Here is a 20,642-nt window from a genome sequence, read left to right as displayed (position 1 = left end):
AAGGCTGAGCAGAGAAGAAGCCAATATAGTGGCGAGCTATCGCGCGGCGTTCAAGCGTGCGTAGTAATAGCGCCTTCAAAACCGGAGGGTAATGGAGGTGAGTCAAAACTCAAGCGCGGGTGATTTCCCTATATGTCCGGGAGGCCTCGAACCGGCAACCAGGGCGTTATGAGCGGCAGACCATCGAAGAGCTTCGTTGATTTTGCTGCATTTTCGTTTGAATTTGATCGCGTTCGTCGTGGCTTGTTCACATCGTTTCTGGTGCGAAACTGGTGCGGTCAGTGAGCTTCGGTAGGCACTTTACGCCGTTGGCGACACAGTCTGTCCCATGATGGATTGGACCGGGACATCTCGAAGATCGATGCAGCACCAGCACTTAAGCCTCACCTTGATCGATCATGTCGTACCAAATGTAGTACTGCCACTGGTTCGTAGTTCGACGATCAAGCGTTGTCGCGCGTCGGCGTCCGTCTTGCAGCCATAGCGTAGCGCGGCGTAGCTGCGCGCGTCGGCAGGTGATATGCGCCTGCGTCGCCGCGAGCAACGTTCTGCAGCGATCATTTTGCTCGGAGCTTTAGCCTGCACGTGGGCAGAAGGTGCTCAGCGAGTTTAAGCAACTCGCCTGAGGCGCCAAAAAGAAGAGGCGGTACACCGCCTAGGTAGTCAGGCTGCCATTTCTTTTCTGGCGGCCTCGACTCTCCCATCAAGGTACTTCGCTAGATCCAGAAGGTGGATGCCTTTAGCGCATTTCTGGCTTGCTTCCATTCGCACCAGAGGGATCGCTATTTCACCTGCGCTGATCTTCTGCACCAGCTTGGTGGAATTTTGGTGTGAGAAGCAATGGCGCGGCTAGCCGGAATTGACTACGTCGCGCCGGCCGCGGTTGTTTTCTTATCGCTTGGAGGCGTGGGCGATTGTGCCGGCTCGACCTCTAGAACGGCAATAGATCGCGGTAGTAATACTGGACCTCCTGCTTTTTGTTCGCACCAAAGGCGTTCGAAAGCCTGCAGCCAATGTATGCCGCATCGATATCGTTTAGCGAGATACTCGCGCTCCTCGGCACGTTTACACCCCAACTCGACGAGAAGGCGAGCCCGCCCGGAAGGATCAGCGCTACGTGCCCCGTCGGACCGTTCGACTGCCAGGCGGCGACGACTGGATTACCGTCGGCCGCGCGCATTGCAGCAGTGTCGTTCGCTTCCTGTTGATCGCCTGACCCGATTGTCTTCCAGTGGGAGAAGACACCTTGGGAAAGCCGATCGGCCAGTTCGTTTGCGGTAAAGTACCCGTCGCCATTTTTGAAATCGGAAAAGCTCCAGACAGTCTCCAGGGATTTTCCGACAAACCAATTACATGCAGTGGCGTCTCTCAACTTATACTCTGTCGGGTCCGAGGTATCGATGCATTGAAAAAGCGTAGCGAGCTTGCTTTCAAGCGCTTGGTTGATAAGGCTTGAATTCCAAAGCGACTGTTCGCTGGTCTCACAGGTCGTCGGCGCTCCGTACACAGGGACGACACCGCAGCAAATCAAAATGACCCAGAGCATTTTCCGAAGCATGCAATTTGCTCCAAAATGATAACCGGCCCGCCGTTGGCGATGCGGGAGTGATAAATTAGAAAATATCTAGTCGCCTCGCAGCGCCCTGTTGTTCTGCTTCACGGCCTCGGCGCTCGCTTCCCGAACACCTGACCGACTTATTGAAATTCATCGATCACTCAACCCAGAATAGTTTACTTCGGTTCTCTGTCAACATTCAACATGAAGTTGTGGAAAATTGACCCGCAGTGATACGGGCGCCGAGACTCGACGACAATCTTCAACCTAAGCTTTAGTTGACCCGAATTTGGGTCATTGCATATCGATTACTTCCTTAGATCATTTTCAGTGCGCAGTTAAATGTCGCGGGGCAACATGGCGCATCACGATGTTTCGATTGCGGAAGACGACTTTCAACCGCGTCCCGTCGGGTCGCAATCTCCACTCAAGATGCCATTGTCCCGCCGCGGATTTCTCGCGGGGACGGCAAGCTCTGCGCTGACAATCGAAAGTGCGCTGGCTGCCGCGGGGAAGGTGGTCGCGAAGGTGCTGCGCATCGACCTTTTGGACGGGGGCAGGGCGGTCACCGTGCGTGAGGCTCCGGAAAACTCCAACTCTCCCGACCCTGGTTCGCAATGGTGCGTGCAGGCTTCGGCGTTCGGACCGAGAGCTTGGTTCGAGCTCGTCGTGGTGGGAGCGGATGCGAGCAAGCGCCTCCGGATCAGGTACGCAAGCTTTGGCGGCAACCAGTCTGCGCGGCTCGATTTCTATTTCGAGCCGAAGCTGGTCAAGGACGGGGATAAGCAGGTCGTTGATCGCTGGAACATCAGCCTGGTTACCGGTCTCTGGAACGATGCGAAGAAAACAAACACGCCCTGGAAGAGCAGCGAGATCTCATTCGCGGACTTCGTATCGAAGAAGAACTTCTTGGAGGCTCCGCCAGGCCTTTCGCAAGCCAGGACGCGATTTACCGAGATGTTCGAGGGACGTGTGGTCGCTTCGGACAAGCCTGCCATCCTGCCGAACCTCCAGTTTCTTCCGGATTGCGTCTGGCGAATAACCAGCAGCGCCGGCGCTGTCGTATCCGCCTTCAACGGACGCGCCAGGGCCCACAGCTTCACGTTTGGCTGGTACGGCTTTGGGCAGGGGGCTCCATTCTTTCGCGGGGTCGCAGGTTCCGACAAGCCGATCACTCTGGATCAGCCGTACTTCCGCCTCGGTGAGGCCGGCGGCACCAATATCGAAGTTACGGGGATGTCGGCCCTCAACTGGGAGGCATGCCGCACCGATTCCCCGCTGATGCCGGGCAAGGGCCAAACTTTTGCAAAACTTGGCTTTGGCGCGTGTCAAATCAGTCTGTCTTCGGACGGCAGCAAGACGGCCAGGGATATTCCAGCCGCGAGCCTGTTCGTAACGGAAACCTCCTTGCCAAAGACAAAGAGGGCTCCTGCCGGCAAGACTGCAGTGCTTCGAAATGCGCTTTGGGGTGCCGTGAAACAGAATGACGGCAGCCCGGGCTTTGAAATGCTTACCCTTGTCGGCCGGCTGGTCGTCGATGCACCGCCCAAGCAGGAAAAGACGCCCGATACGGCCGACAAGAGCAAGCCGTCGGTGGCCCCCGGTGCTCCAGCGGCTCTGGCTTGTGCGCTCGGCCCTTGTCCAGCGCCTCAGTCCGGACCTAGCAAGGATTGCGTCAACCCACAGGACGCGACGCAGAATTCTGATGTCTTGGCCGCCGTTGGCGATCGCGCCGGCGCAAACACCGCGTCAATCTGGGCCGTCTTTGATCGAGCCGGAGAGGTCGCTCCGTCCGAAGCGCGGCGCATTGCCGTCGACCTTAGCCTTTTCGCAAGCAATCTGTCGCTCGGCGATGTGAGCCACAGTTCTATTGCCTTTGAGGCTGCCGACCTCCGGCTGCTCTATGAGGATGGCAAGGGCCTTGATGAGCTCAACTCGGGCGAGCTTCCACGGCCGAGCGCGTCTAGCTACGTCTGGGTCGGACCAACCGTCGAAAAGACGGCAAACGTAGCGCAGTTCGATCTTTCGCGCGCGACGCTGACGGTGGCGCGCGACCGTGACCTCGTAAAATTGCGATTTCGCTTCCTCGATCTGAACCTGGTGCTTTGTCCGAAGCCGGTCATTCGTCCTGCCCATCCCAATTGCAGAGTGATTGAGGTCGAGAAAGGCGTGTTCCGCGACGACCGCCCCGTGCTGGTCGCCGAATTCGACCCTCAGCATATCTTTGAGGAGGCGGTCTTCCAGCAGAATCTGCCGCCTCCGGATATCCAGCTCGACGATCCCGACTTCAGCCGCGATAAAATCATCAGCAAGCTTGCGAGCTTCGATACGTCGACCGAGGCCGGTCGAAAAGATTTACTTCTGTACCGCCAGAACGTGCGGGATCGGAAGATAAACGCGTACAAGGTATTCGACACCAGCAGCCCGCCAAAGGAGGATCCCAGCAAGGAGGATCCCACCAAGAAGGCCGCCTGCGAGGCATTCAAGGTTTTCAGCGACGAGTTCTCCAAGCAGGCCCGGCGCGCCGGCCTGCCGGAGCCGCAACAGATCTACATCGGACCCTTTGCGCTCGATCCGGACGGCATGGCGCTCACGCGCCCGGTAGCGCAGAAGATCAGCACGGCAACGATCACCGACGCCATCAAGGCCATGTTCGATCGCGTCGTTGCTTTCATCAAAGAGGATGAAAAGCGATCACCGCGATTGCTGGCTCCCGTTTTGCCGCCGGCTCCCATTACCGGGGCGCCCGCGCCGAAGGTCGAGCCTGATGCCGTGTATCTGGCCAATGCGCTGCGCAACGAGACGATCCTGGAGCAGCAGGAACCGCTCTACGGTGTCTTCCGGGATTTCTACAGGGAAGCCAGGATCAAGCAGTTGCAGCCGGCAGATGGCAGTCCGGCGCAGTCGTTCGATCAAAAGCTGGTGGAGCTCTTGATCGCATTGGAGAAGCGTTATCGGGAGACGCGTCATCCCGCCGACCTGACGCTGCTGTTTGCCGCGGCCCCGGGCGATTCCCGGGAGCGTGGCTTGAACCGGCTCGCGCATGATGGCCTGGTCAAGCGGGTTGTTGGAGGGCATTGGGCGCTGGTGCCGAAGCTCGGCGAACTGGCACTCGCCAACCGTATCGAAGCCTACAATCTGCCGCTCGGCTGCATCTCGCACCTCTACCGCAGCATTGCTGCGCGTGGTCCCGGCACGATCTCGAAGGTCGGGCTACGCACCTTTGTCGATCCGCGGCTCGAAGGCGGCAAGCTCAACGAGAAGACCACCGAGGACCTGGTCGAGCTGATGACCATCGATGGCGAGGAATGGCTGCGCTACAAGGCGTTCCCGATCAACGTCGCAATCCTGCGGGGGACCACCGCCGATCCCGCCGGCAACATCACGATGGAGCGCGAGGCGCTGACGCTCGACAATCTCGCAATGGCGATGGCGGCCAAGAATTCGCGTGGGTTTGTCATCGTGCAGGTCGAACGCATCGCCGCCGGCAATTCACTCAATCCGCGCGAGGTCCAGATTCCAGGGATTCTGGTCGACTGCGTCGTGGTCGCCGATCCCGAGAACCATCCGCAGACCTACGGCACCACCTACAGCCACGCCTTCTCCGGCCGCCAGCGGGTGCCGATGGATCGCGTCCGGCCGCTCGAGCTCGACGAGCGCAAGATCATCGCGCGCCGCTGTGCGTTCGAGCTGCCGCCGGGCGGCGTTGTCAATCTCGGCATCGGCATGCCGGAAGGCGTTGCGGCGGTCGCCGCCGAGGAGCACGTGCTGAAGTACCTGACGCTGACCGCGGAGCCCGGCGTCATCGGCGGCATGCCGCAGGGCGGCCTCAATTTTGGCACCGCGCTCAACCCGGACGCCGTCATCCACCAGAACCAGCAGTTCGATTTCTATGACGGTGGCGGGCTCGATCTCGCCTGCCTCGGCATGGCGCAGGTCGATAGCGCTGGCAACGTCAATGTCAGCCGGTTCTCGTCGCGGCTGGCCGGCGCGGGTGGCTTCATCAACATATCCCAGAGCGCCAAGAAGATCGTCTTTGCCGGCACCTTCACCAGCGGCGGGCTCAAGCTCGCGGTCGAGGACGAAGCGCTCCACATCCTGCGCGAAGGCACGATGCGGAAATTCATTGCCGAGGTTGAGCAGATCACCTTCAGTGGCGACTACGCGGCTGAAACCGGCCAGTCGGTGTTTTACGTCACCGAGCGTTGCGTTCTGCAGCGGACGCCTGCAGGGCTCGAACTGATCGAGGTGGCGCCGGGCATCGATATCGAACGCGACATCCTCGGCCAGATGGATTTCAAGCCGCTGATCCGCAACGTGCGTCCGATGGACGCGCGGATCTTCCGCAACCAGCCGATGGGGCTGGACCATATGCTGCTCGGCCGCAACCTCGCCGATCGCATCAGCTACGATGCAGAACGCAATGCCCTGTTCGTCAATTTCGAAGGGTTTGAGGTCCGCACCGTCGAAGACGTCGATCTGGTCCGGCGCGAGGTCGAGAACGCCTGCCGGGTGGTCGGGAAACCGGTTGCGCTGATCGCCAACTACGATGGATTCCATCTCGAGCCGCAGGTCAGCGACACCTATTTCTCGATGATCGCCTATCTCGAGAAGCGCTACTACAGTTCGGCGTCCCGCTACACCACGAGCGCATTCATGCGGATGAAGCTCGGGGAAGGGCTCGCCGAGCGGCATGTTGCGCCGCATATTTTCGAGACGCAGGCGGAAGCCCAGCGCTTCGCGCATTTTCAGGCAGGCGGCGATGCATCGGGCAGATAGATCGTGATGATGGGGCGTCATTGAGGGGGCTTGCTCGCGGATGGGGAGCGCCGCGCATGGCGACCCTTTCCGCGGCCGCCCGTCGGGAGACGGGATGCTTGACGGAGAATATGAGGTGGCAGGGAAGGCTTCGGGCGGGACATCCGAAGGCCCGCAGCCGGATCGCGCGGGTCGGCTGCTTGGCCTTTCGCCGTCGGGCTTTCACGAGATTGCGTACGTCGATTGGGGGCCAGTTGACGATATCAGGCCGGTGATCTGTGTCCACGGCGTGACGCGGCAGGCGCGGGATTTTGACCATCTCGCCGCTGATCTCGCGGCGAGCGGCCGGCGGGTGATCTGTCCAGATTTGCCGGGTCGCGGCCGAAGCGGGCGGATCAGCAATCCCGACGACTATTCGCTGCCGCAATATTGCTCCGATATGAATGCGCTGGTCGCACGCCTCGGCGTGAGGGAGGTCGATTGGGTCGGAACATCGCTCGGTGGCTTGATCGGGATCGTGATGGCCGGCTTTTCCGGAAGCATTGTCCGCAAGCTCGTGATCAATGATATCGGCCCGTTCGTGTCCGCGACCGGGTTGCGGCGGATCGGCGGTTACATCGCGGACATGCCGGCATCGTTCTCGACCATCGAGGACGGCGAGAGATATTTTCGTACCGTGCTCGCGCCCTATGGCTATCTCGCCGACGAGCATTGGCGGCATCTTGCGATCCACAGTCTGCGCTGGGAAGAAGCCAACGGGCGTTACGCGGTGCTCTGCGATCCGGCGATCGCCAAGGCGTTCAAAACGCCCTGGTTCTACGCACCACTCGATCTCTGGAAGTACTGGGAAGCAATCAAGGTGCCGATGTTGGTGCTGCACGGTGCCAAATCGGACCTGCTGTCGATCGATCTGACGAATGAGATGAGACGCCGGAATCGGCGCGCCGATATTTTCCGGTTCGATGATCGTGGCCATGTGCCGCCGCTGGTGACGCCGGACCAGATCAAGGTCGTAACGGATTTCCTAAAGGCCCCGCCACGTGATTTCTCGGAGGTTGGTTGATGACGACGAGTTTGGACAAGTCCGCAGAGCAGGTTCATCCGGTGTCGGCCGATTGGGCCAAGCGCGCCTATGTCAACGACGCCAAATATCGCGAGATGTACGCGCACTCGGTCAAGGACCCCAACGGCTTCTGGGCCGAGCACGGCAAGCGGATCGACTGGATCAAGCCCTACAGCAAGGTCGAGAACGTCTCCTTCGCGCCCGGCAACATCTCGATCAAATGGTTCGAGGACGGCGTTTTGAACGTCGCCTGGAATTGCATCGACCGCCACCTCGAGAAACGCGGCGACCAGACCGCGATCATCTGGGAGGGCGACGATCCCTCCGAGTCCAGGCACATCACCTACCGCCAGCTGCACGACGAAGTCTGCAAGATGGCCAACATCCTGCGCACCCGCAACGTCAAGAAGGGCGATCGCGTCACGATTTATCTGCCGATGATTCCGGAAGCGGCCTACGCCATGCTGGCCTGCGCGCGGATCGGCGCCATCCATTCGGTGGTGTTCGGCGGCTTCTCGCCTGACAGCCTCGCCCAGCGCATCAAGGACTGCGATTCCAAGGTCGTCATCACCGCCGACGAAGGCCTGCGCGGCGGCAAGAAAGTGCCGCTGAAGGCCAATGTCGATGCCGCGATCGCCAAGACCGGCGGCGTCGACTGGGTCGTGGTGGTGAAGCGCACCGGCGGTGCGATCGACATGAACCCGACCCGCGACCTCTGGTATCACGAGGCCGCCGAGATGGTGACGACGGAATGCCCGGCCGAGCACATGCATGCCGAGGACCCGCTGTTCATCCTCTACACCTCGGGCTCGACCGGCACGCCGAAGGGCGTGCTGCACACTTCCGGCGGCTATCTGGTGTTCGCGTCGATGACGCATCAATACGTGTTCGACTATCACGACGGCGACATCTACTGGTGCACCGCCGACGTCGGCTGGGTCACCGGTCACAGCTACATCCTCTATGGGCCGCTCTGTAACGGCGCGACCACGCTGATGTTCGAAGGCGTGCCGAACTATCCGGACAATTCGCGGTTCTGGAACGTGGTCGACAAGCACAAGGTCAACATCTTCTACACCGCACCGACCGCGATCCGCGCGCTGATGCAGGGCGGCGACGAGCCGGTGAAGAAGACCTCGCGCCAATCGCTGCGCCTGCTCGGCTCGGTCGGCGAGCCGATCAATCCGGAAGCCTGGGAGTGGTACTACCGCGTGGTCGGCGACGAGCGCTGCCCGATCGTCGACACCTGGTGGCAGACCGAGACCGGCGGCATTCTGATCACGCCGCTGCCCGGCGCCACCAAGCTGAAGCCGGGATCGGCGACGCGGCCGTTCTTCGGCGTGGTGCCGGAGATCGTCGACGCCGACGGCAAGACTCTGGAAGGCGAGACCTCGGGCAATCTCTGCCTGACCAAGTCATGGCCGGGCCAGATGCGCACGGTCTATGGCGACCATGCGCGGTTCGAGCAGACCTATTTCTCGACCTACAAGAACAAGTACTTCACCGGTGACGGCTGCCGGCGCGACGCCGACGGCTATTACTGGATCACCGGCCGCGTCGACGACGTCATCAACGTCTCCGGCCACCGCATGGGCACCGCCGAGGTCGAGAGCTCGCTGGTCGCGCATGAGGCGGTGTCGGAAGCCGCCGTGGTCGGCTATCCGCACGACATCAAGGGCCAGGGCATCTACGCCTATGTCACGCTGATGAAGGGCACTGAGCCGACCGAGGCGCTGCGCAAGGAGCTGGTCGCCTGGGTCCGCAAGGACATCGGCCCGATCGCCTCGCCGGACCTCATTCAATTCGCGCCGGGCCTGCCGAAGACGCGCTCCGGCAAGATCATGCGCCGTATCCTGCGCAAGATCGCCGAGGACGAGCCGTCGAGCCTCGGCGACACCTCGACACTGGCCGATCCCGCCGTGGTCGACGACCTCGTGCAGAACCGGCAGAACAAGCGATAGGCGTGAGCATCCCATGAACATCGATGCGATTGCAATCGGCCACACGCCACCCGACGACGTCAATGTCGTCGTCGAGGTGCCGCTCGGCGGCGAACCGATCAAATACGAGATGGACAAGGCGTCCGGCACGCTCTTTGTCGATCGCTTCCTGTACACGCCGATGCGCTATCCCGGAAATTACGGCTTCGTGCCGCGGACGCTGTCCGACGACGGTGATCCGATCGATGTGCTGGTCGCCAATACACGCCCGATCATTGCGGGCGCCGTCATCAACGTGCGGCCGATCGGCGTTCTGAAGATGGAGGATGACGGTGGCGGCGATGAGAAGATCATCGCGGTGCCGTCGTCACGGCTGACCCAGCGCTATCAACATGTGCAGACCTACACAGACCTGCCCGAGATCACCTGGAAGCAGATCGAGCACTTTTTCCTTCATTACAAGGATCTCGAACCCGGCAAGTGGGTGCGACTCGCAGGATGGGGACATGCCGACGAGGCGCGCACGCTGATTGAAACCGCGATAGGCCGCGCCGCCGTGCGCAAGCCTGGTTGACGGAGAAGCGATATGAGACTTGTGCTTTTGGGACCGCCGGGCGCCGGGAAGGGTACGCAGGCATTCAGATTGTCCCAGATTCTCGCGATTCCGCAGCTGTCGACCGGCGACATGCTTCGGTCGGCCGCGTCGGCGGGAACGACGGTCGGGATGAAAGCGGCGGATATCATGAAGCGGGGCGAACTCGTTCCCGACGACCTGGTGGCGAGGGTGATCATCGAGCGGGTCGCGCAGCCCGATGCGGCGAGAGGCTTCATCCTCGACGGGTTTCCGCGCACCGTGTCGCAGGCCGAAATTCTTGACGGGCTTCTGGTCGCCGACGGACACGAGCTCAATTGCGTCCTCGAACTCAGAGTCAATGAAGCGAAGTTGCTCGACCGGATCTTAGGACGTGCCATCCAGGCTCGCGCCAGCGGTGAAGCAGTGCGGGCGGACGACAACGAGGAAGCGCTCAGCGTACGTCTAGCGGCTTATACAAACCAAACGAGCCCACTTACTCACTACTATTCCGCCAAGGGACTACTCAGGAGCGTTGACGCATCAAAGCCGATCGACTGCGTAACAGCGGCTCTGATCGAAGCGATCGAGTGAAAGGGGCGAGCAACATCAAGCGACCAATTGGAGGAGATATCGCCGGTCAGCCTTTCGCTCGTCCGAGACCCTGGATCGGGTTGCTTTTGCAGATTGCGGGTTGCTTTTGGCAGATAAGTCACTCCGCCGGTTGCGGAAACGACGAAAGTCATTCTCCGAGGGACCGTCGATCCGCAGCGAGTTATTGGCCCAGGTTGCTAAGCCTTCCATCGACTTGAGCCTCCGACATTCCTGCGATCAGGGCGCGAGCGGGACGTTGGCACGCGCAGATGTCGACGTTTCCTAAGGTTTCCTACGACCTCCGTTGTTTGGCGGGAGGCTAGACCAAATTTGAGCAACGGGTCGGACCTGAACCCCGCTTCCGATCGGGAATGATGCTCTGGGTCGCACGCCGGTACGCACCTTTCCCGAGCCAGCTCTGCAGCGCCGCCTCATTCCGCGATCGTTTTTGCATCATGCGTCGGAGCATGCCCGCGGTTGCGGGCGGACTCTCGCCGACGTTTTGCTTCATCAACGTTCAGCGTCGGCCTCAGTCTGAATAAAGTCGCGCCGGGCGCTCCGGTCACGGCTCTGACAAAGGCGGCCGCGAGCGGCTGGAGCGATGTGTAAGGCGTTGGGCGAGGGGCAGGCGCGCGCCGAAGGATAGTTGACAGGGAGGCCGGCCCATCTTAATCACTCCGCCAATAAACTAATTAATCAATTAATTAAGGCAGAAACCCTAGGGAAAGAATCCGCCTGATGCTGGCCGGCCAAAGATATCCGAAGCTGCTTGCCCCGCTCGGTGGCGGCTTCACCCGGCTGGAAAACCACGCGCTCACGGGTTCCGTGCAGACCGGCCTCGAACAGTCCGGGACGGTGTTGTCTGGCAGGCCGCATTCCTTGCCGAACCTGCGCGGCACGGCGTCGGTACAATCAACACGACCGGCATTCCGCCGAATGCCGAAGCAGCCGGCCACCACGTCAAACCGTCGATCCCGGAACAAGCCGACCAGCACCGCTGGGACACCGACGCGGCGTCCGCCGATCCTTGCCGTCAGATCCTGCACGCTTGTCCGCTCGCGCGCGGGCCGCGCCACGTTGCGCGCCCGGCAGGGACATCTCGGATCGGGCCTTCTGCTCGAACCAGCGTGGGCTTTGTTCACCCGTATGAAAACGAGGATTGAGGCGTAAACGATGGGACGTCGATCTGAAGTACTGATGGCGCAAGAGACGGCCGGCACGGACAACAGACGCGTGATACAGGTGGTATCGCGCGCATTCGACATCGTGCGCTGCTTCGAGGGTCGAAGCATGCGCCTCGGCAATCGCGAGATCGCCGATCGCTGTGGGCTTCCGCGATCGACGGTCTCTCGTCTCACATTGACCCTCACCCAGATCGGCCAACTGATCTACCTGCCGCACGAGCAGAAATATGCCCTGGCTCCCGACGCCAACACGGCCGGCGCCCCGTTGCTCGCAGCGAGTTGCAACGAGCCGGCCTTTGCCGAAGAGCGGGAACTCCATGAGGCACAAGCATCCGTGCGGCGAGGGATCGGCTCGCGCTTCGGGTACTTCGAGGACGAGCGCAACGCGGTTGCCGAGCCGCTTGCGGTGACGCCACCTTACCGCTGACGCTCGGCTTGTTCCGAGGCAGAATGATCGGGACCATCGCCGCGAGCTCACAGTCACGAAACATCTGAAACGAAGGGGAAACGCATGTCTGAAGCATACATCATCGACGCGGTCCGCACGCCGCGGGGCATCGGCAAGCCGGGCAAGGGAGCGCTGTCGCACCTGCACCCGCAGCAACTGGCAGCAACAGTGCTCGGCGCGCTCAAGGAGCGCAACAAGCTCGATACGTCGACCGTCGACGACATCATCTGGTCGACGTCGACCCAGGAAGGCAAGCAGGGCGGCGATCTCGGACGCATGTCGGCGCTCGCGGCCGGCTACGACATCAACGCTAGCGGCACGACGCTGGATCGCTTCTGCGGCGGCGGCATCACGTCGGTGAACCTCGCGGCAGCTTCGGTGATGTCGGGAATGGAGGATTGCGTCATCGCCGGTGGCACCGAGATGATGAGCTATCAGCAGACCCTCGCGGCCGAGCGCTCCAAGGCCGGACAGCCGGCGCGGATGATGGGCTCGGGCAATCCGGCGCTTGACGACATTCACCCGCAGTCTCACCAGGGCGTGTGCGGCGACGCCATCGCCACGCGCGAGGGAATCAGCCGCGAGGCATGCGATGCCCTGGCACTGGTCAGCCAGCAGCGTGCCAAGCGGGCGATCGATGAAGGCCGCTTCGCCAAGTCGATGATCCCCGTCCTCAACGACAACGGCAGCGTCGCGCTCAATCGCGAAGAATTCCCGCGCCCCGAGACCACTGCCGAAGGACTGGCGTCGCTGAAGCCGAGCTTCGAGCAGCTTGCCGATTTCGATCTCGGCAACGGCGTGACATTCAAGAAGCAGATCCAGCGCCGCTATCCGGACCTCGACTGGAAGGGCGTGCATCATGCCGGCAACAGCTCCGGCGTGGTGGACGGCGCCGCCGCGGTGCTGATCACCTCGAAGGAATATGCCGAGAAGCACGGCCTCAAGCCGCGCGGCCGCATCGTGGCCTACGCCAATCAGGGTGACGACCCGACGCTGATGCTCAACGCGCCGGTTCCGGCGGCCAAGAAGGTTCTCGCCAAGGCCGGCCTGAGCAAGGACGACATCGACGTCTGGGAGATCAACGAGGCCTTCGCGGTCGTCGCCGAGAAATTCATTCGCGACCTCAAGCTGGATCGCGAGAAGGTCAACATCAATGGCGGCTCGATTGCGCTTGGCCATCCGATCGGCGCGACCGGATCGATCCTGATCGGCACGGCGCTCGACGAACTCGAGCGCAGCGGCGGACGTTACGGTCTCGTCACCATGTGTGCCGCCGGCGGCATGGCACCGGCCATCATCATCGAACGCATCTGATCGCGAAAGGAACCTGCCATGAAACTCGATTCATCGGTCGCCGCCGTTGTCACCGGCGGCGCTTCCGGCCTCGGCGCAGCCACCTCGCGGGCGCTCGCCGCGCAAGGCGTGAAGGTCGCGATCTTCGACTTCAACGAGGAGAAGGGTGAAGCCATCGCCAGGGAAATCGGCGGTGTGTTCTGTAAGGTCGATGTCACCTCCGACGAGCAGGTCGATGCGGGCTTCGCCAAGGCCCGCGCCGCACACGGCCAGGAGCGCATCCTGGTGAACTGCGCCGGCACCGGCAACGCGGTGAAGACCGCCGGCCGGGACAAGAAGACCGGCGAACCCACTCACTTCCCGATCGACGCCTTCAACCGCATCATCCAGATCAACCTCGTCGGCACCTTCCGCTGCATCGCCAAGTCGGCGCAGGGTATGCTGTCGCTGACGCCGCTGGAGCACGGCGAGCGCGGCGCGGTCGTCAATACGGCGTCCGTCGCGGCCGAGGACGGCCAGATGGGGCAGGCCGCCTATTCGGCCTCGAAGGCCGGCGTCGTCGGCATGACGCTGCCGATCGCGCGTGACCTGATGGCCGAGGGAATCCGCGTCAACACGATCCTGCCGGGCATCTTCAACACGCCGCTGCTGCAGGGCGCCCCGGAGAACGTCAAGGCCGCGCTCAGCGCGTCGGTGCCGTTCCCGAAGCGTCTCGGCATGCCGGAGGAGTATGCGCAGCTGGCGCTGACCATGATCACCAACGGCTACTTCAACGGTGAAGACGTCCGCCTCGATGGCGCCATCCGTATGGCCCCGCGCTAGGTGACTACAGGAGACGAAAGCGATGTCCGAAGAAACGCCGGTCCTCACTGAAGTCCGCGGACCGATACTGATCATCACCCTGAACCGGCCGGAAGCCAAGAACGCGGCCAACCTCGCCCTCTCCAAGGGCGTGGCCGCGGCGATCGACCGGCTCGACGCCGACGATGCCCTTGGCGTCGGCATCATCACCGGCGCCGGCGGCACGTTCTGCTCGGGCATGGACCTCAAGGGGTTCCTGAAAGGCGAGCGGCCGTCGATCCCCGGCCGCGGCTTCGCCGGCCTCACCGAGGCGCCGCCGAAGAAGCCGCTGATTGCGGCCGTCGACGGCTACGCACTCGCCGGCGGGATGGAGATCGCGCTGTCGTGCGACATGATCGTCGCCAACCGCAACGCCAAGTTCGGAATCCCCGAGGTGAAGCGTGGGCTGGCCGCCGCGGCGGGCGGGCTGATCCGCATGCCGCGCCAGATGCCCATTCGCGTGGCGATGGAGTTCGCACTGACCGGCGAGTTCTTCGGCGCCGAGCGCGCCTACGAACTAGGCATCATCAACCGCGTGACCGATGGCCCCGCGCTCGACGCCGCGCTTGAGCTTGCGGCAGCGATCGGCGCCAACGGCCCGCTCGCGGTGAAGGCATCCAAGCAGGTGATCGTCGAATCCCGGCTCTGGCCGGAAGACCAGATGTGGAAGAAGCAACAGGAGATCGTCGGTCCTGTCTTCGTCTCCGAGGATGCCCGTGAGGGCGCGGCGGCCTTTGCGGAAAAGCGCGCGCCGAACTGGAAGGGCAAGTAAGGCGTCGACTGTTTCGACAATGGAGCGCCGGTTTTGATTGACTGAGAACCGGCGCTCAGAATTTTTGCGCCGGCCGGTATTCACGTCGCTTGAAACGCTAGCTTCTTATTTTGACGCGTTTTCTTCACGCGAATCGGTGCCCACTTCGCTCGAAAACGCTCTATTGGGGGAATGATGCGCAGCTTTACCGAAGATCAGGTCATTTTCCGCGACTCCTACCGCAAGTTCCTCGCCAGCGAGATCGCGCCTCATATGGAGGAGTGGCGGGAGGCCGGCATCGTCGACCGCAACGCGTTCAAGAAGGCCGGCGACCTCGGCTTCCTGATGATCTGGCCTGAGGAAAAATACGGCGGCATGGGCGACGCCGATTTCCGCTATGAGCAGATCATCATCGAGGAGACCGCGCGCTCCGGCTGCAAGGGCTGGTACAACACGCTGCACAGCCGCCTGGTCGGTCCTTACTTCAAGCGCTTCGGCACCGAGGAGCAGCGTGACCGATTCCTGCCCAAATGCGTCAGCGGCGAGACGATCCTGGCTATCGCGATGACCGAGCCCGGCGCGGGCTCAGACCTCGCGGGCATGCGGACGACGGCGGAGGACAAGGGCGATCATTTCCTGCTCAATGGCTCGAAGACCTATATTTCCAACGGCATCAATTCCGACGTGGTGATCGTGGCCGCCAGGCTCGCAGGCGCAGAGAAGAAGCATGCCATGGTGCTGCTGATTGTCGAGCGGGGCATGGAAGGCTTCGAGCGCGGCCGCAATCTCAAGAAGATGGGCATGCCGGCGCAGGACACCGCCGAACTTTTCTTCCATAATGTGAAGGTGCCCAAGGCCAACGTGCTGGGCGAGCCCGGCAGGGGCTTCTACTATCTCATGGAAGGCCTTGCCGAGGAACGGCTGATCTCCGCAGTCGGATCGATCGCCAATGGCCGCAAGGCGTTCGACATCACGCGCGCTTACGTGATGGAACGCAAGCTGTTCGGCAGGCCTCTTGCGGAACAGCAAAATACCCAGTTCCGCATGGCGGAGATGGATGCCGAAATCGATCTGGTGCAGGTCTATGTCGATCACTGCGTGGCCGAGCACAACGCGGGACGCCTGACCAGCAATATGGGCGCCAAGGCCAAGATGATGTCGTCGGAAGTCGAGTGGAAGATGCTCGACCTCGGCGTACAGCTGCATGGCGGCGCAGGTTACATGGATGAATATCCGATCAGCCGCATGTTCACCGACGCGCGTGTCAATCGGATCCTGGCGGGAAGCTCCGAAGTGATGCGGCTCATCATCGGCCGCGATGTCTTCTCGGAGCACTACAAGAGCATTCTGGATTAGCCGATCGCCGCCGCGATCGGCTATCTGCCTCGCTCCGCGTCAGCCGCGCGCCTGGCGCAGCGGCTCGCGCACGTGCTCCTTCGAGCGCAGCAGCGCATCGACGAAGATCGGCTCCCAGGAGCGGATGTGGCTGCGCAGCAGGGTCGGCAGCGCCTCGGTCTCGCCGGCGAGCGCGAGTTCGATCAGCCGGTAATGCTCCGGCACCGAAGCCAGCTGCCGCTCGTGGCCGGCGCGGGAGCTGATGCCGTAGAGCCGCATCTTGTCGCGCAGGCCCATCACCGTGTCGGTCAAGAGCTCGTTGCCGGCTGCTGCGATGAACTCACGATGATAGTTGCGGTCGGCTTCCAGATAGAGCTGGACGTCGTCGGTCTCGACCGCCTTGGCGATCTGGTCGGCCCAGCCGCGCACGGCCGGAAGATCCCGCGGGGGATTGGCGGCGACCAGCACCGCGGCGTGCAGCTCCAGCACCTCGCGCATGTCGAACAAATTGCGCAGCTCGGTCAGCGTCGGCTCCACGACCTTGAAGCCGCGGTTGCGCATCGGCTCGACCAGGCCGCCGCGGCTAAGCTCGAGCAGCGCCTCGCGCACCGGCGTCGAGGAGACGCCGAGGCTCGCCGCCAAACTCGGCACCGAATACATCGTGCCCGGGAGGCTCTGCCCGGAAATGATCTCGGCGCGCACCCGCTGCAGCACCTGTTCGCGCAAATTCTGGTCCATGGGCGGTCGTGGTCGCCTCTCGCTCCGAGCTCCGATTCGTCACTGATTATTACTTAGCCTTGACCGGGGCGGTAGCGTATGACGTAAATATGTAACGCGTTACTAAGATGCGTCACTAGGGGCGACTGATCGTGAGATGGCGGTGAAACAGCGGCTACCCGGCTATTGCACGCTTTGCCGCTCGCGCTGCGGTGCCGTCACCGTGGTCGAGGACGGACGTCTCGTCGGTGTAGAGGTATTGAATAACCATCCGACCGGCGGTGCGTTGTGTGCCAAGGGCCGGGCCGCCCCCGAAATCGTCGCCAGCCCGCGCCGCCTGACCGTCCCGCTGAAGCGGACCCGTCCGCGCGGTGCCGCCGATCCGGGCTGGGTCGAGGTGTCCTGGGACGAAGCGCTGAGCGAGATCGCCGACCGGCTCGGCACGATCCGCGCCGAGAGCGGTGCCGAAGCCGTCGCATTCGGCGTCACCACGCCGAGCGGCACGCCGATGGTCGATAGCTTCGAGTGGGTCGAGCGCTTCATCCGCGGCTTCGGCAGCCCGAACCTGATCTATGCGGTCGAGATCTGCGGTTGGCACAAGGACTACGCGCATGCGCTGACCTTCGGCCGCGGCATCGGCTTTCCCGATTACGACAATGCCGATGCGATCATCCTGTGGGGCCACAATCCCGCCCGCACCTGGCTCGCCCAGGCGACGCGGATTGCCGATGCGCGGCGCCGCGGTGCCAAGGTCGTGGTGGTCGATCCCAAGCCGAATGGCTCGGGTCAGCAGGCCGATCTCTGGCTGCGCATTCGCCCGGGCGCCGACGGCGCGCTCGCGATGGGAGCGATCCGTCATCTCATCGCGACCGCGAACTTCGATGCGGACTTCGTCAACGCATGGACCAATGGATCGCTGCTGGTCGATCGCGCGACCGGGCGCTTCCTGCGCGCCGACGCGCTGTGGGCGGATGGCGCGGCGGACGCTTTCGTTCGTCTCGACGCATCGGGCGCGCCGGTGCCCTGCGACACAAGCTACGCGCCGGAGAGCGGCGGCCGGCTGCGTGGCACGCTGTCGATCCGTGCGTGCGACGGCCGGATGATATCGGCGGCAACCGCGTTCGAACTGCTCGTCGAGCGCGCTGCGCCCTACACGCCGGCGCGCGTGGCGGAATTGACCTGGCTACGTACCGAGGATGTCGACGCGTTCAACGCGTTGCTCGAGGGCCGGCCGCAGCTCGCCTATCATTCCTGGACCGGCGTCGGCCAGCACACCAATGCGACCGCGATCGAGCGCGCGATCGCGACGCTGTACGCGCTGACCGGTGCGTGCGATCGGCCCGGCGGCAATCGCTGGCCGGTGCCGCCGCCGACGCGCGCCCTCAACGACTACAACATCCTGCCGCCGGCGCAGCAGGCCAAGGCGCTCGGCATTACTGAGCTGCCGCTCGGCCCGCCGACGAAGGGCTGGATCACGGCGCGCGACTTCAGTCGGGCTGTGCTCGACGGCGAGCCTTACCGGGTGCGCGCGCTGGTCGCGTTCGGGACCAACTTCGTCGTCTCGCAGGGCCATTCCGAGCGCAACCGCGCGGCGCTGAATGCGCTGGAATTCCAGGTTCATATCGACATGTTCATGAACCCGACCGCGGAAAGCGCCGATTTCGTGCTGCCCGCCAGCACGCCGTGGGAACGCGACGCGCTCAAGATCGGGTTCGAGATCACGCAGGAAGCCGTCGAGACCGTGCAGTTTCGCCCGCGCATGGTCGAGCCGGTCGGCGCCGTGAAGGCCGATTACGAGATCGCCGCAGCGCTCGCGCTGAAGCTCGGCATGGGAGAGCTGTTCTTCGGTGGCGACATCAAGGCCGGCTGGAACTACCAATTGGCGCCGCTCGGCGTCGGCGTCGATGAGCTGCGCGCGCATCCCGAGGGACGCCGCTTCCCGCAGGTCTTTCGCGATAAAAAATACGCCGTCACGCGCGACGACGGAACCGTGGCGGGGTTTGCGACGCCGACGCGCCGCGTCGAGATTTACTCGGAGCTGATGCTGGGGCACGGGTACGATCCCTTGCCCGATCATGTCGAGCCGGTCGGAAGCCCGCTCACCAGTGCCGCGGATGAGCGCTTTCCGCTGGTGCTCTCGACCGCCAAGAGCGGCTGGTTCGTCCACTCCTCCTATCGGCATGTGGCTTCGCTGCGGCGTAAGTCACCGGATCCGGCCGTCGAGATCAGCCCGCAACTCGCCGAGCGGCGCGGGCTGGTGGAAGGCGACTGGGCCGTGGTGGAGACCCAGGGCGGTGCCGTACGCCTGAAGGTGCGTCTCAATGCGGCGCTCGACGATCGCGTCGTCGTTGCCGAATTCGGCTGGTGGGAGGATTGTCCGCCGCTCGGCCGCGATCGCTCCACGACGGCAGGCATCCGAACGCGCAACATCAACGCGGTGCTGCATGACGATGCGCGCGATCCCGTTAGCGGCTCCGTCCCGCTGCGCGCGATCGTCTGCGATATCAGGCGCGACGCCGATGCAAGCCGCGGCGTGTGGAGCGGCTGGCGCCGCTTCACGGTCGGCGAACGCCGGGCCGAGGCCGATAACGTGGTCGTGCTTAGCCTGCGGCCGCTTGACGGTGGCCCGCTGCCCGACTTCCTGCCGGGCCAGCACGTGATGATCTCGCTGCCTGGCGCGGCGGAGGCGCGAGCCTATTCGCTGACCGGATCGGGCGAACTGCCGCAAGCGCTGTCGATTGCGGTGAAGGGACGCTTTCTTGATGAACCGCGGCGCGGCGATGCGGCGTTCTTCATGCCGGATCGTCTGCACCGTCTCGCGGTCGGAGATGAGGTTCTGCTGGAGCCGCCGGGCGGCATCTTCACGCCGCCATTGAAGGGGCCGCGGTCGCTGATCTTCCTCGCCGCCGGCATCGGCATCACGCCGTTCATCAGCCATCTCGAGACGTTGCAACACGTTGCGCCGGATGCTCGTGTCGGCGAGATCCTGCTGCTGCACGGCTGCCGCAGCGGCCGCGAGCATCCGTTCGCGCGGCGGCTCGACGAGCTCGAGGCCAGCACGCCGGCGCTCAAACGCCTGACGTTCTATTCGGCACCGCTCGCGCAGGACCCGGTCGGTTCGCATTCGCTGCGCAAGGGACGGCTTGATCTCGAACAGGTCAAGCGGCTGTCGGCGCGCCGGCCGCTGGTCTACATCTGCGGCTCGCCCGATTTCGTCGCGGCGCAGATCGAGGCCGTGACGGCGCTCGGCGTGCCGCGCTTCGACATCTTCGCCGAGAGCTTCGTGTCCCCGCCCGCGGTGCCGAGCAATCTTTCGCCGCGCACCGTCCGGCTTGCCGGCAGCGAGCAGAGCTTTTCGTGGGCACCGGAGCAAGGGACGCTGCTCGACGCTGCCAGGGCGGCGGGCGTCGCGTTGCCGAGCGGCTGTCGCGTCGGGCAATGCGAAAGCTGTGCGGTCGAGGTCGTCGATGGCGAGTTCACCCATCTCGGGCCTGTCGATGCAAGCGAGGGACAATGCCTTGCCTGCCAGGCGGTCCCTCTGACCGACCTCACGCTCGCGCTTTGATGACCAAATCACACTGAAGGCTGTCACC

Annotated in this window: 14 protein-coding genes and 1 pseudogene; 12 read left to right on the top strand and 3 right to left on the bottom strand. The window is 63.1% G+C overall.

Features of this window, described 5'->3' with window-relative positions; translation table 11 throughout:
* Positions 1 to 663: 663 nt before the first annotated feature.
* The gene (locus tag WDM24_RS29835; protein ID WP_338828312.1) at positions 664 to 810 is read right to left on the bottom strand and encodes a pyocin activator PrtN family protein; all 147 of its coding nucleotides are present in this window, start codon (positions 808 to 810) and stop codon (positions 664 to 666) included.
* A gap of 121 nt (positions 811 to 931) precedes the next feature.
* Entirely contained in the window at positions 932 to 1,558 is a 627-nt protein-coding gene (locus tag WDM24_RS29830; protein ID WP_338828311.1) for a hypothetical protein, read from the bottom strand.
* A 2,862-nt stretch (positions 1,559 to 4,420) separates the two neighbouring features.
* Here WDM24_RS29830 and WDM24_RS44545 point away from each other — a divergent pair.
* The 11 genes and pseudogenes from WDM24_RS44545 to WDM24_RS29775 all read left to right on the top strand — a co-directional run bounded on the left by WDM24_RS44545 (position 4,421) and on the right by WDM24_RS29775 (position 16,353).
* Positions 4,421 to 6,334 (top strand): acyl CoA:acetate/3-ketoacid CoA transferase, encoded by a 1,914-nt coding sequence (locus WDM24_RS44545; RefSeq protein ID WP_414645777.1) that lies wholly within the window; start codon positions 4,421 to 4,423, stop codon positions 6,332 to 6,334.
* A gap of 94 nt (positions 6,335 to 6,428) precedes the next feature.
* Entirely contained in the window at positions 6,429 to 7,376 is a 948-nt protein-coding gene (locus WDM24_RS29820) for an alpha/beta hydrolase (protein ID WP_338828309.1), read from the top strand.
* Positions 7,376 to 9,337, top strand: coding sequence for an acetate--CoA ligase (gene acs, locus WDM24_RS29815; protein WP_338828308.1), 1,962 nt, complete (start codon positions 7,376 to 7,378; stop codon positions 9,335 to 9,337). Before WDM24_RS29820 ends, acs begins: the two co-directional genes overlap by 1 nt.
* 13 nt (positions 9,338 to 9,350) lie before the next feature.
* Entirely contained in the window at positions 9,351 to 9,890 is a 540-nt protein-coding gene (ppa, locus tag WDM24_RS29810) for an inorganic diphosphatase (RefSeq protein ID WP_166208094.1), read from the top strand.
* 12 nt (positions 9,891 to 9,902) lie between these two features.
* Positions 9,903 to 10,481 (top strand): adenylate kinase, encoded by a 579-nt coding sequence (locus tag WDM24_RS29805; RefSeq protein ID WP_338828307.1) that lies wholly within the window; start codon positions 9,903 to 9,905, stop codon positions 10,479 to 10,481.
* 738 nt (positions 10,482 to 11,219) lie between these two features.
* On the top strand, positions 11,220 to 11,651 hold the full coding sequence (locus tag WDM24_RS29800) for a hypothetical protein (protein ID WP_338828306.1): 432 nt from the start codon (positions 11,220 to 11,222) through the stop codon (positions 11,649 to 11,651).
* Between the two features lie 3 nt (positions 11,652 to 11,654).
* A pseudogene (locus WDM24_RS29795) lies at positions 11,655 to 11,912 on the top strand (helix-turn-helix domain-containing protein); the annotation flags it as partial.
* A gap of 264 nt (positions 11,913 to 12,176) precedes the next feature.
* Complete coding sequence (locus WDM24_RS29790; RefSeq protein ID WP_338828305.1) at positions 12,177 to 13,427, top strand: acetyl-CoA C-acetyltransferase; 1,251 nt, start codon at positions 12,177 to 12,179, stop codon at positions 13,425 to 13,427.
* A gap of 18 nt (positions 13,428 to 13,445) precedes the next feature.
* Complete coding sequence (locus tag WDM24_RS29785; protein ID WP_166305309.1) at positions 13,446 to 14,228, top strand: SDR family NAD(P)-dependent oxidoreductase; 783 nt, start codon at positions 13,446 to 13,448, stop codon at positions 14,226 to 14,228.
* Between the two features lie 22 nt (positions 14,229 to 14,250).
* Positions 14,251 to 15,018 (top strand): crotonase/enoyl-CoA hydratase family protein, encoded by a 768-nt coding sequence (locus tag WDM24_RS29780; RefSeq protein ID WP_338691115.1) that lies wholly within the window; start codon positions 14,251 to 14,253, stop codon positions 15,016 to 15,018.
* 174 nt (positions 15,019 to 15,192) lie between these two features.
* Positions 15,193 to 16,353 carry an acyl-CoA dehydrogenase family protein gene (locus WDM24_RS29775; protein ID WP_338828304.1) on the top strand — a complete coding sequence of 387 codons (1,161 nt, stop codon included), beginning with the start codon at positions 15,193 to 15,195 and terminating at the stop codon, positions 16,351 to 16,353.
* A gap of 39 nt (positions 16,354 to 16,392) precedes the next feature.
* Here the strand turns inward: WDM24_RS29775 and WDM24_RS29770 are convergent, their stop codons facing one another.
* Positions 16,393 to 17,070 carry a GntR family transcriptional regulator gene (locus tag WDM24_RS29770; protein ID WP_338828303.1) on the bottom strand — a complete coding sequence of 226 codons (678 nt, stop codon included), beginning with the start codon at positions 17,068 to 17,070 and terminating at the stop codon, positions 16,393 to 16,395.
* Between the two features lie 136 nt (positions 17,071 to 17,206).
* On the opposite strand from WDM24_RS29770, the gene WDM24_RS29765 reads away from it, so the two are divergent.
* Complete coding sequence (locus WDM24_RS29765; RefSeq protein ID WP_338828302.1) at positions 17,207 to 20,614, top strand: molybdopterin-dependent oxidoreductase; 3,408 nt, start codon at positions 17,207 to 17,209, stop codon at positions 20,612 to 20,614.
* Positions 20,615 to 20,642 lie beyond the last annotated feature (28 nt).

The sequence above is a fragment of the Bradyrhizobium sp. 27S5 genome (assembly GCF_037217225.1).
Classification (GTDB): Bacteria; Pseudomonadota; Alphaproteobacteria; order Rhizobiales; family Xanthobacteraceae; genus Bradyrhizobium; species Bradyrhizobium septentrionale.
This window is presented reverse-complemented; position numbering and strand designations above follow the sequence as displayed.

What these genes read in the sequence shown, in the direction of transcription:
- WDM24_RS29830 (WP_338828311.1), bottom strand. Translation starts at nt 1,558, where the DNA reads ATGCTTCGGAAAATGCTCTGGGTCATTTTGATTTGCTGCGGTGTCGTC.
- WDM24_RS29820 (WP_338828309.1), top strand. Translation starts at nt 6,429, where the DNA reads ATGCTTGACGGAGAATATGAGGTGGCAGGGAAGGCTTCGGGCGGGACA.
- acs (WP_338828308.1), top strand. Translation starts at nt 7,376, where the DNA reads ATGACGACGAGTTTGGACAAGTCCGCAGAGCAGGTTCATCCGGTGTCG.
- ppa (WP_166208094.1), top strand. Translation starts at nt 9,351, where the DNA reads ATGAACATCGATGCGATTGCAATCGGCCACACGCCACCCGACGACGTC.
- WDM24_RS29805 (WP_338828307.1), top strand. Translation starts at nt 9,903, where the DNA reads ATGAGACTTGTGCTTTTGGGACCGCCGGGCGCCGGGAAGGGTACGCAG.
- WDM24_RS29800 (WP_338828306.1), top strand. Translation starts at nt 11,220, where the DNA reads ATGCTGGCCGGCCAAAGATATCCGAAGCTGCTTGCCCCGCTCGGTGGC.
- WDM24_RS29790 (WP_338828305.1), top strand. Translation starts at nt 12,177, where the DNA reads ATGTCTGAAGCATACATCATCGACGCGGTCCGCACGCCGCGGGGCATC.
- WDM24_RS29785 (WP_166305309.1), top strand. Translation starts at nt 13,446, where the DNA reads ATGAAACTCGATTCATCGGTCGCCGCCGTTGTCACCGGCGGCGCTTCC.
- WDM24_RS29780 (WP_338691115.1), top strand. Translation starts at nt 14,251, where the DNA reads ATGTCCGAAGAAACGCCGGTCCTCACTGAAGTCCGCGGACCGATACTG.
- WDM24_RS29775 (WP_338828304.1), top strand. Translation starts at nt 15,193, where the DNA reads ATGCGCAGCTTTACCGAAGATCAGGTCATTTTCCGCGACTCCTACCGC.
- WDM24_RS29770 (WP_338828303.1), bottom strand. Translation starts at nt 17,070, where the DNA reads ATGGACCAGAATTTGCGCGAACAGGTGCTGCAGCGGGTGCGCGCCGAG.
- WDM24_RS29765 (WP_338828302.1), top strand. Translation starts at nt 17,207, where the DNA reads ATGGCGGTGAAACAGCGGCTACCCGGCTATTGCACGCTTTGCCGCTCG.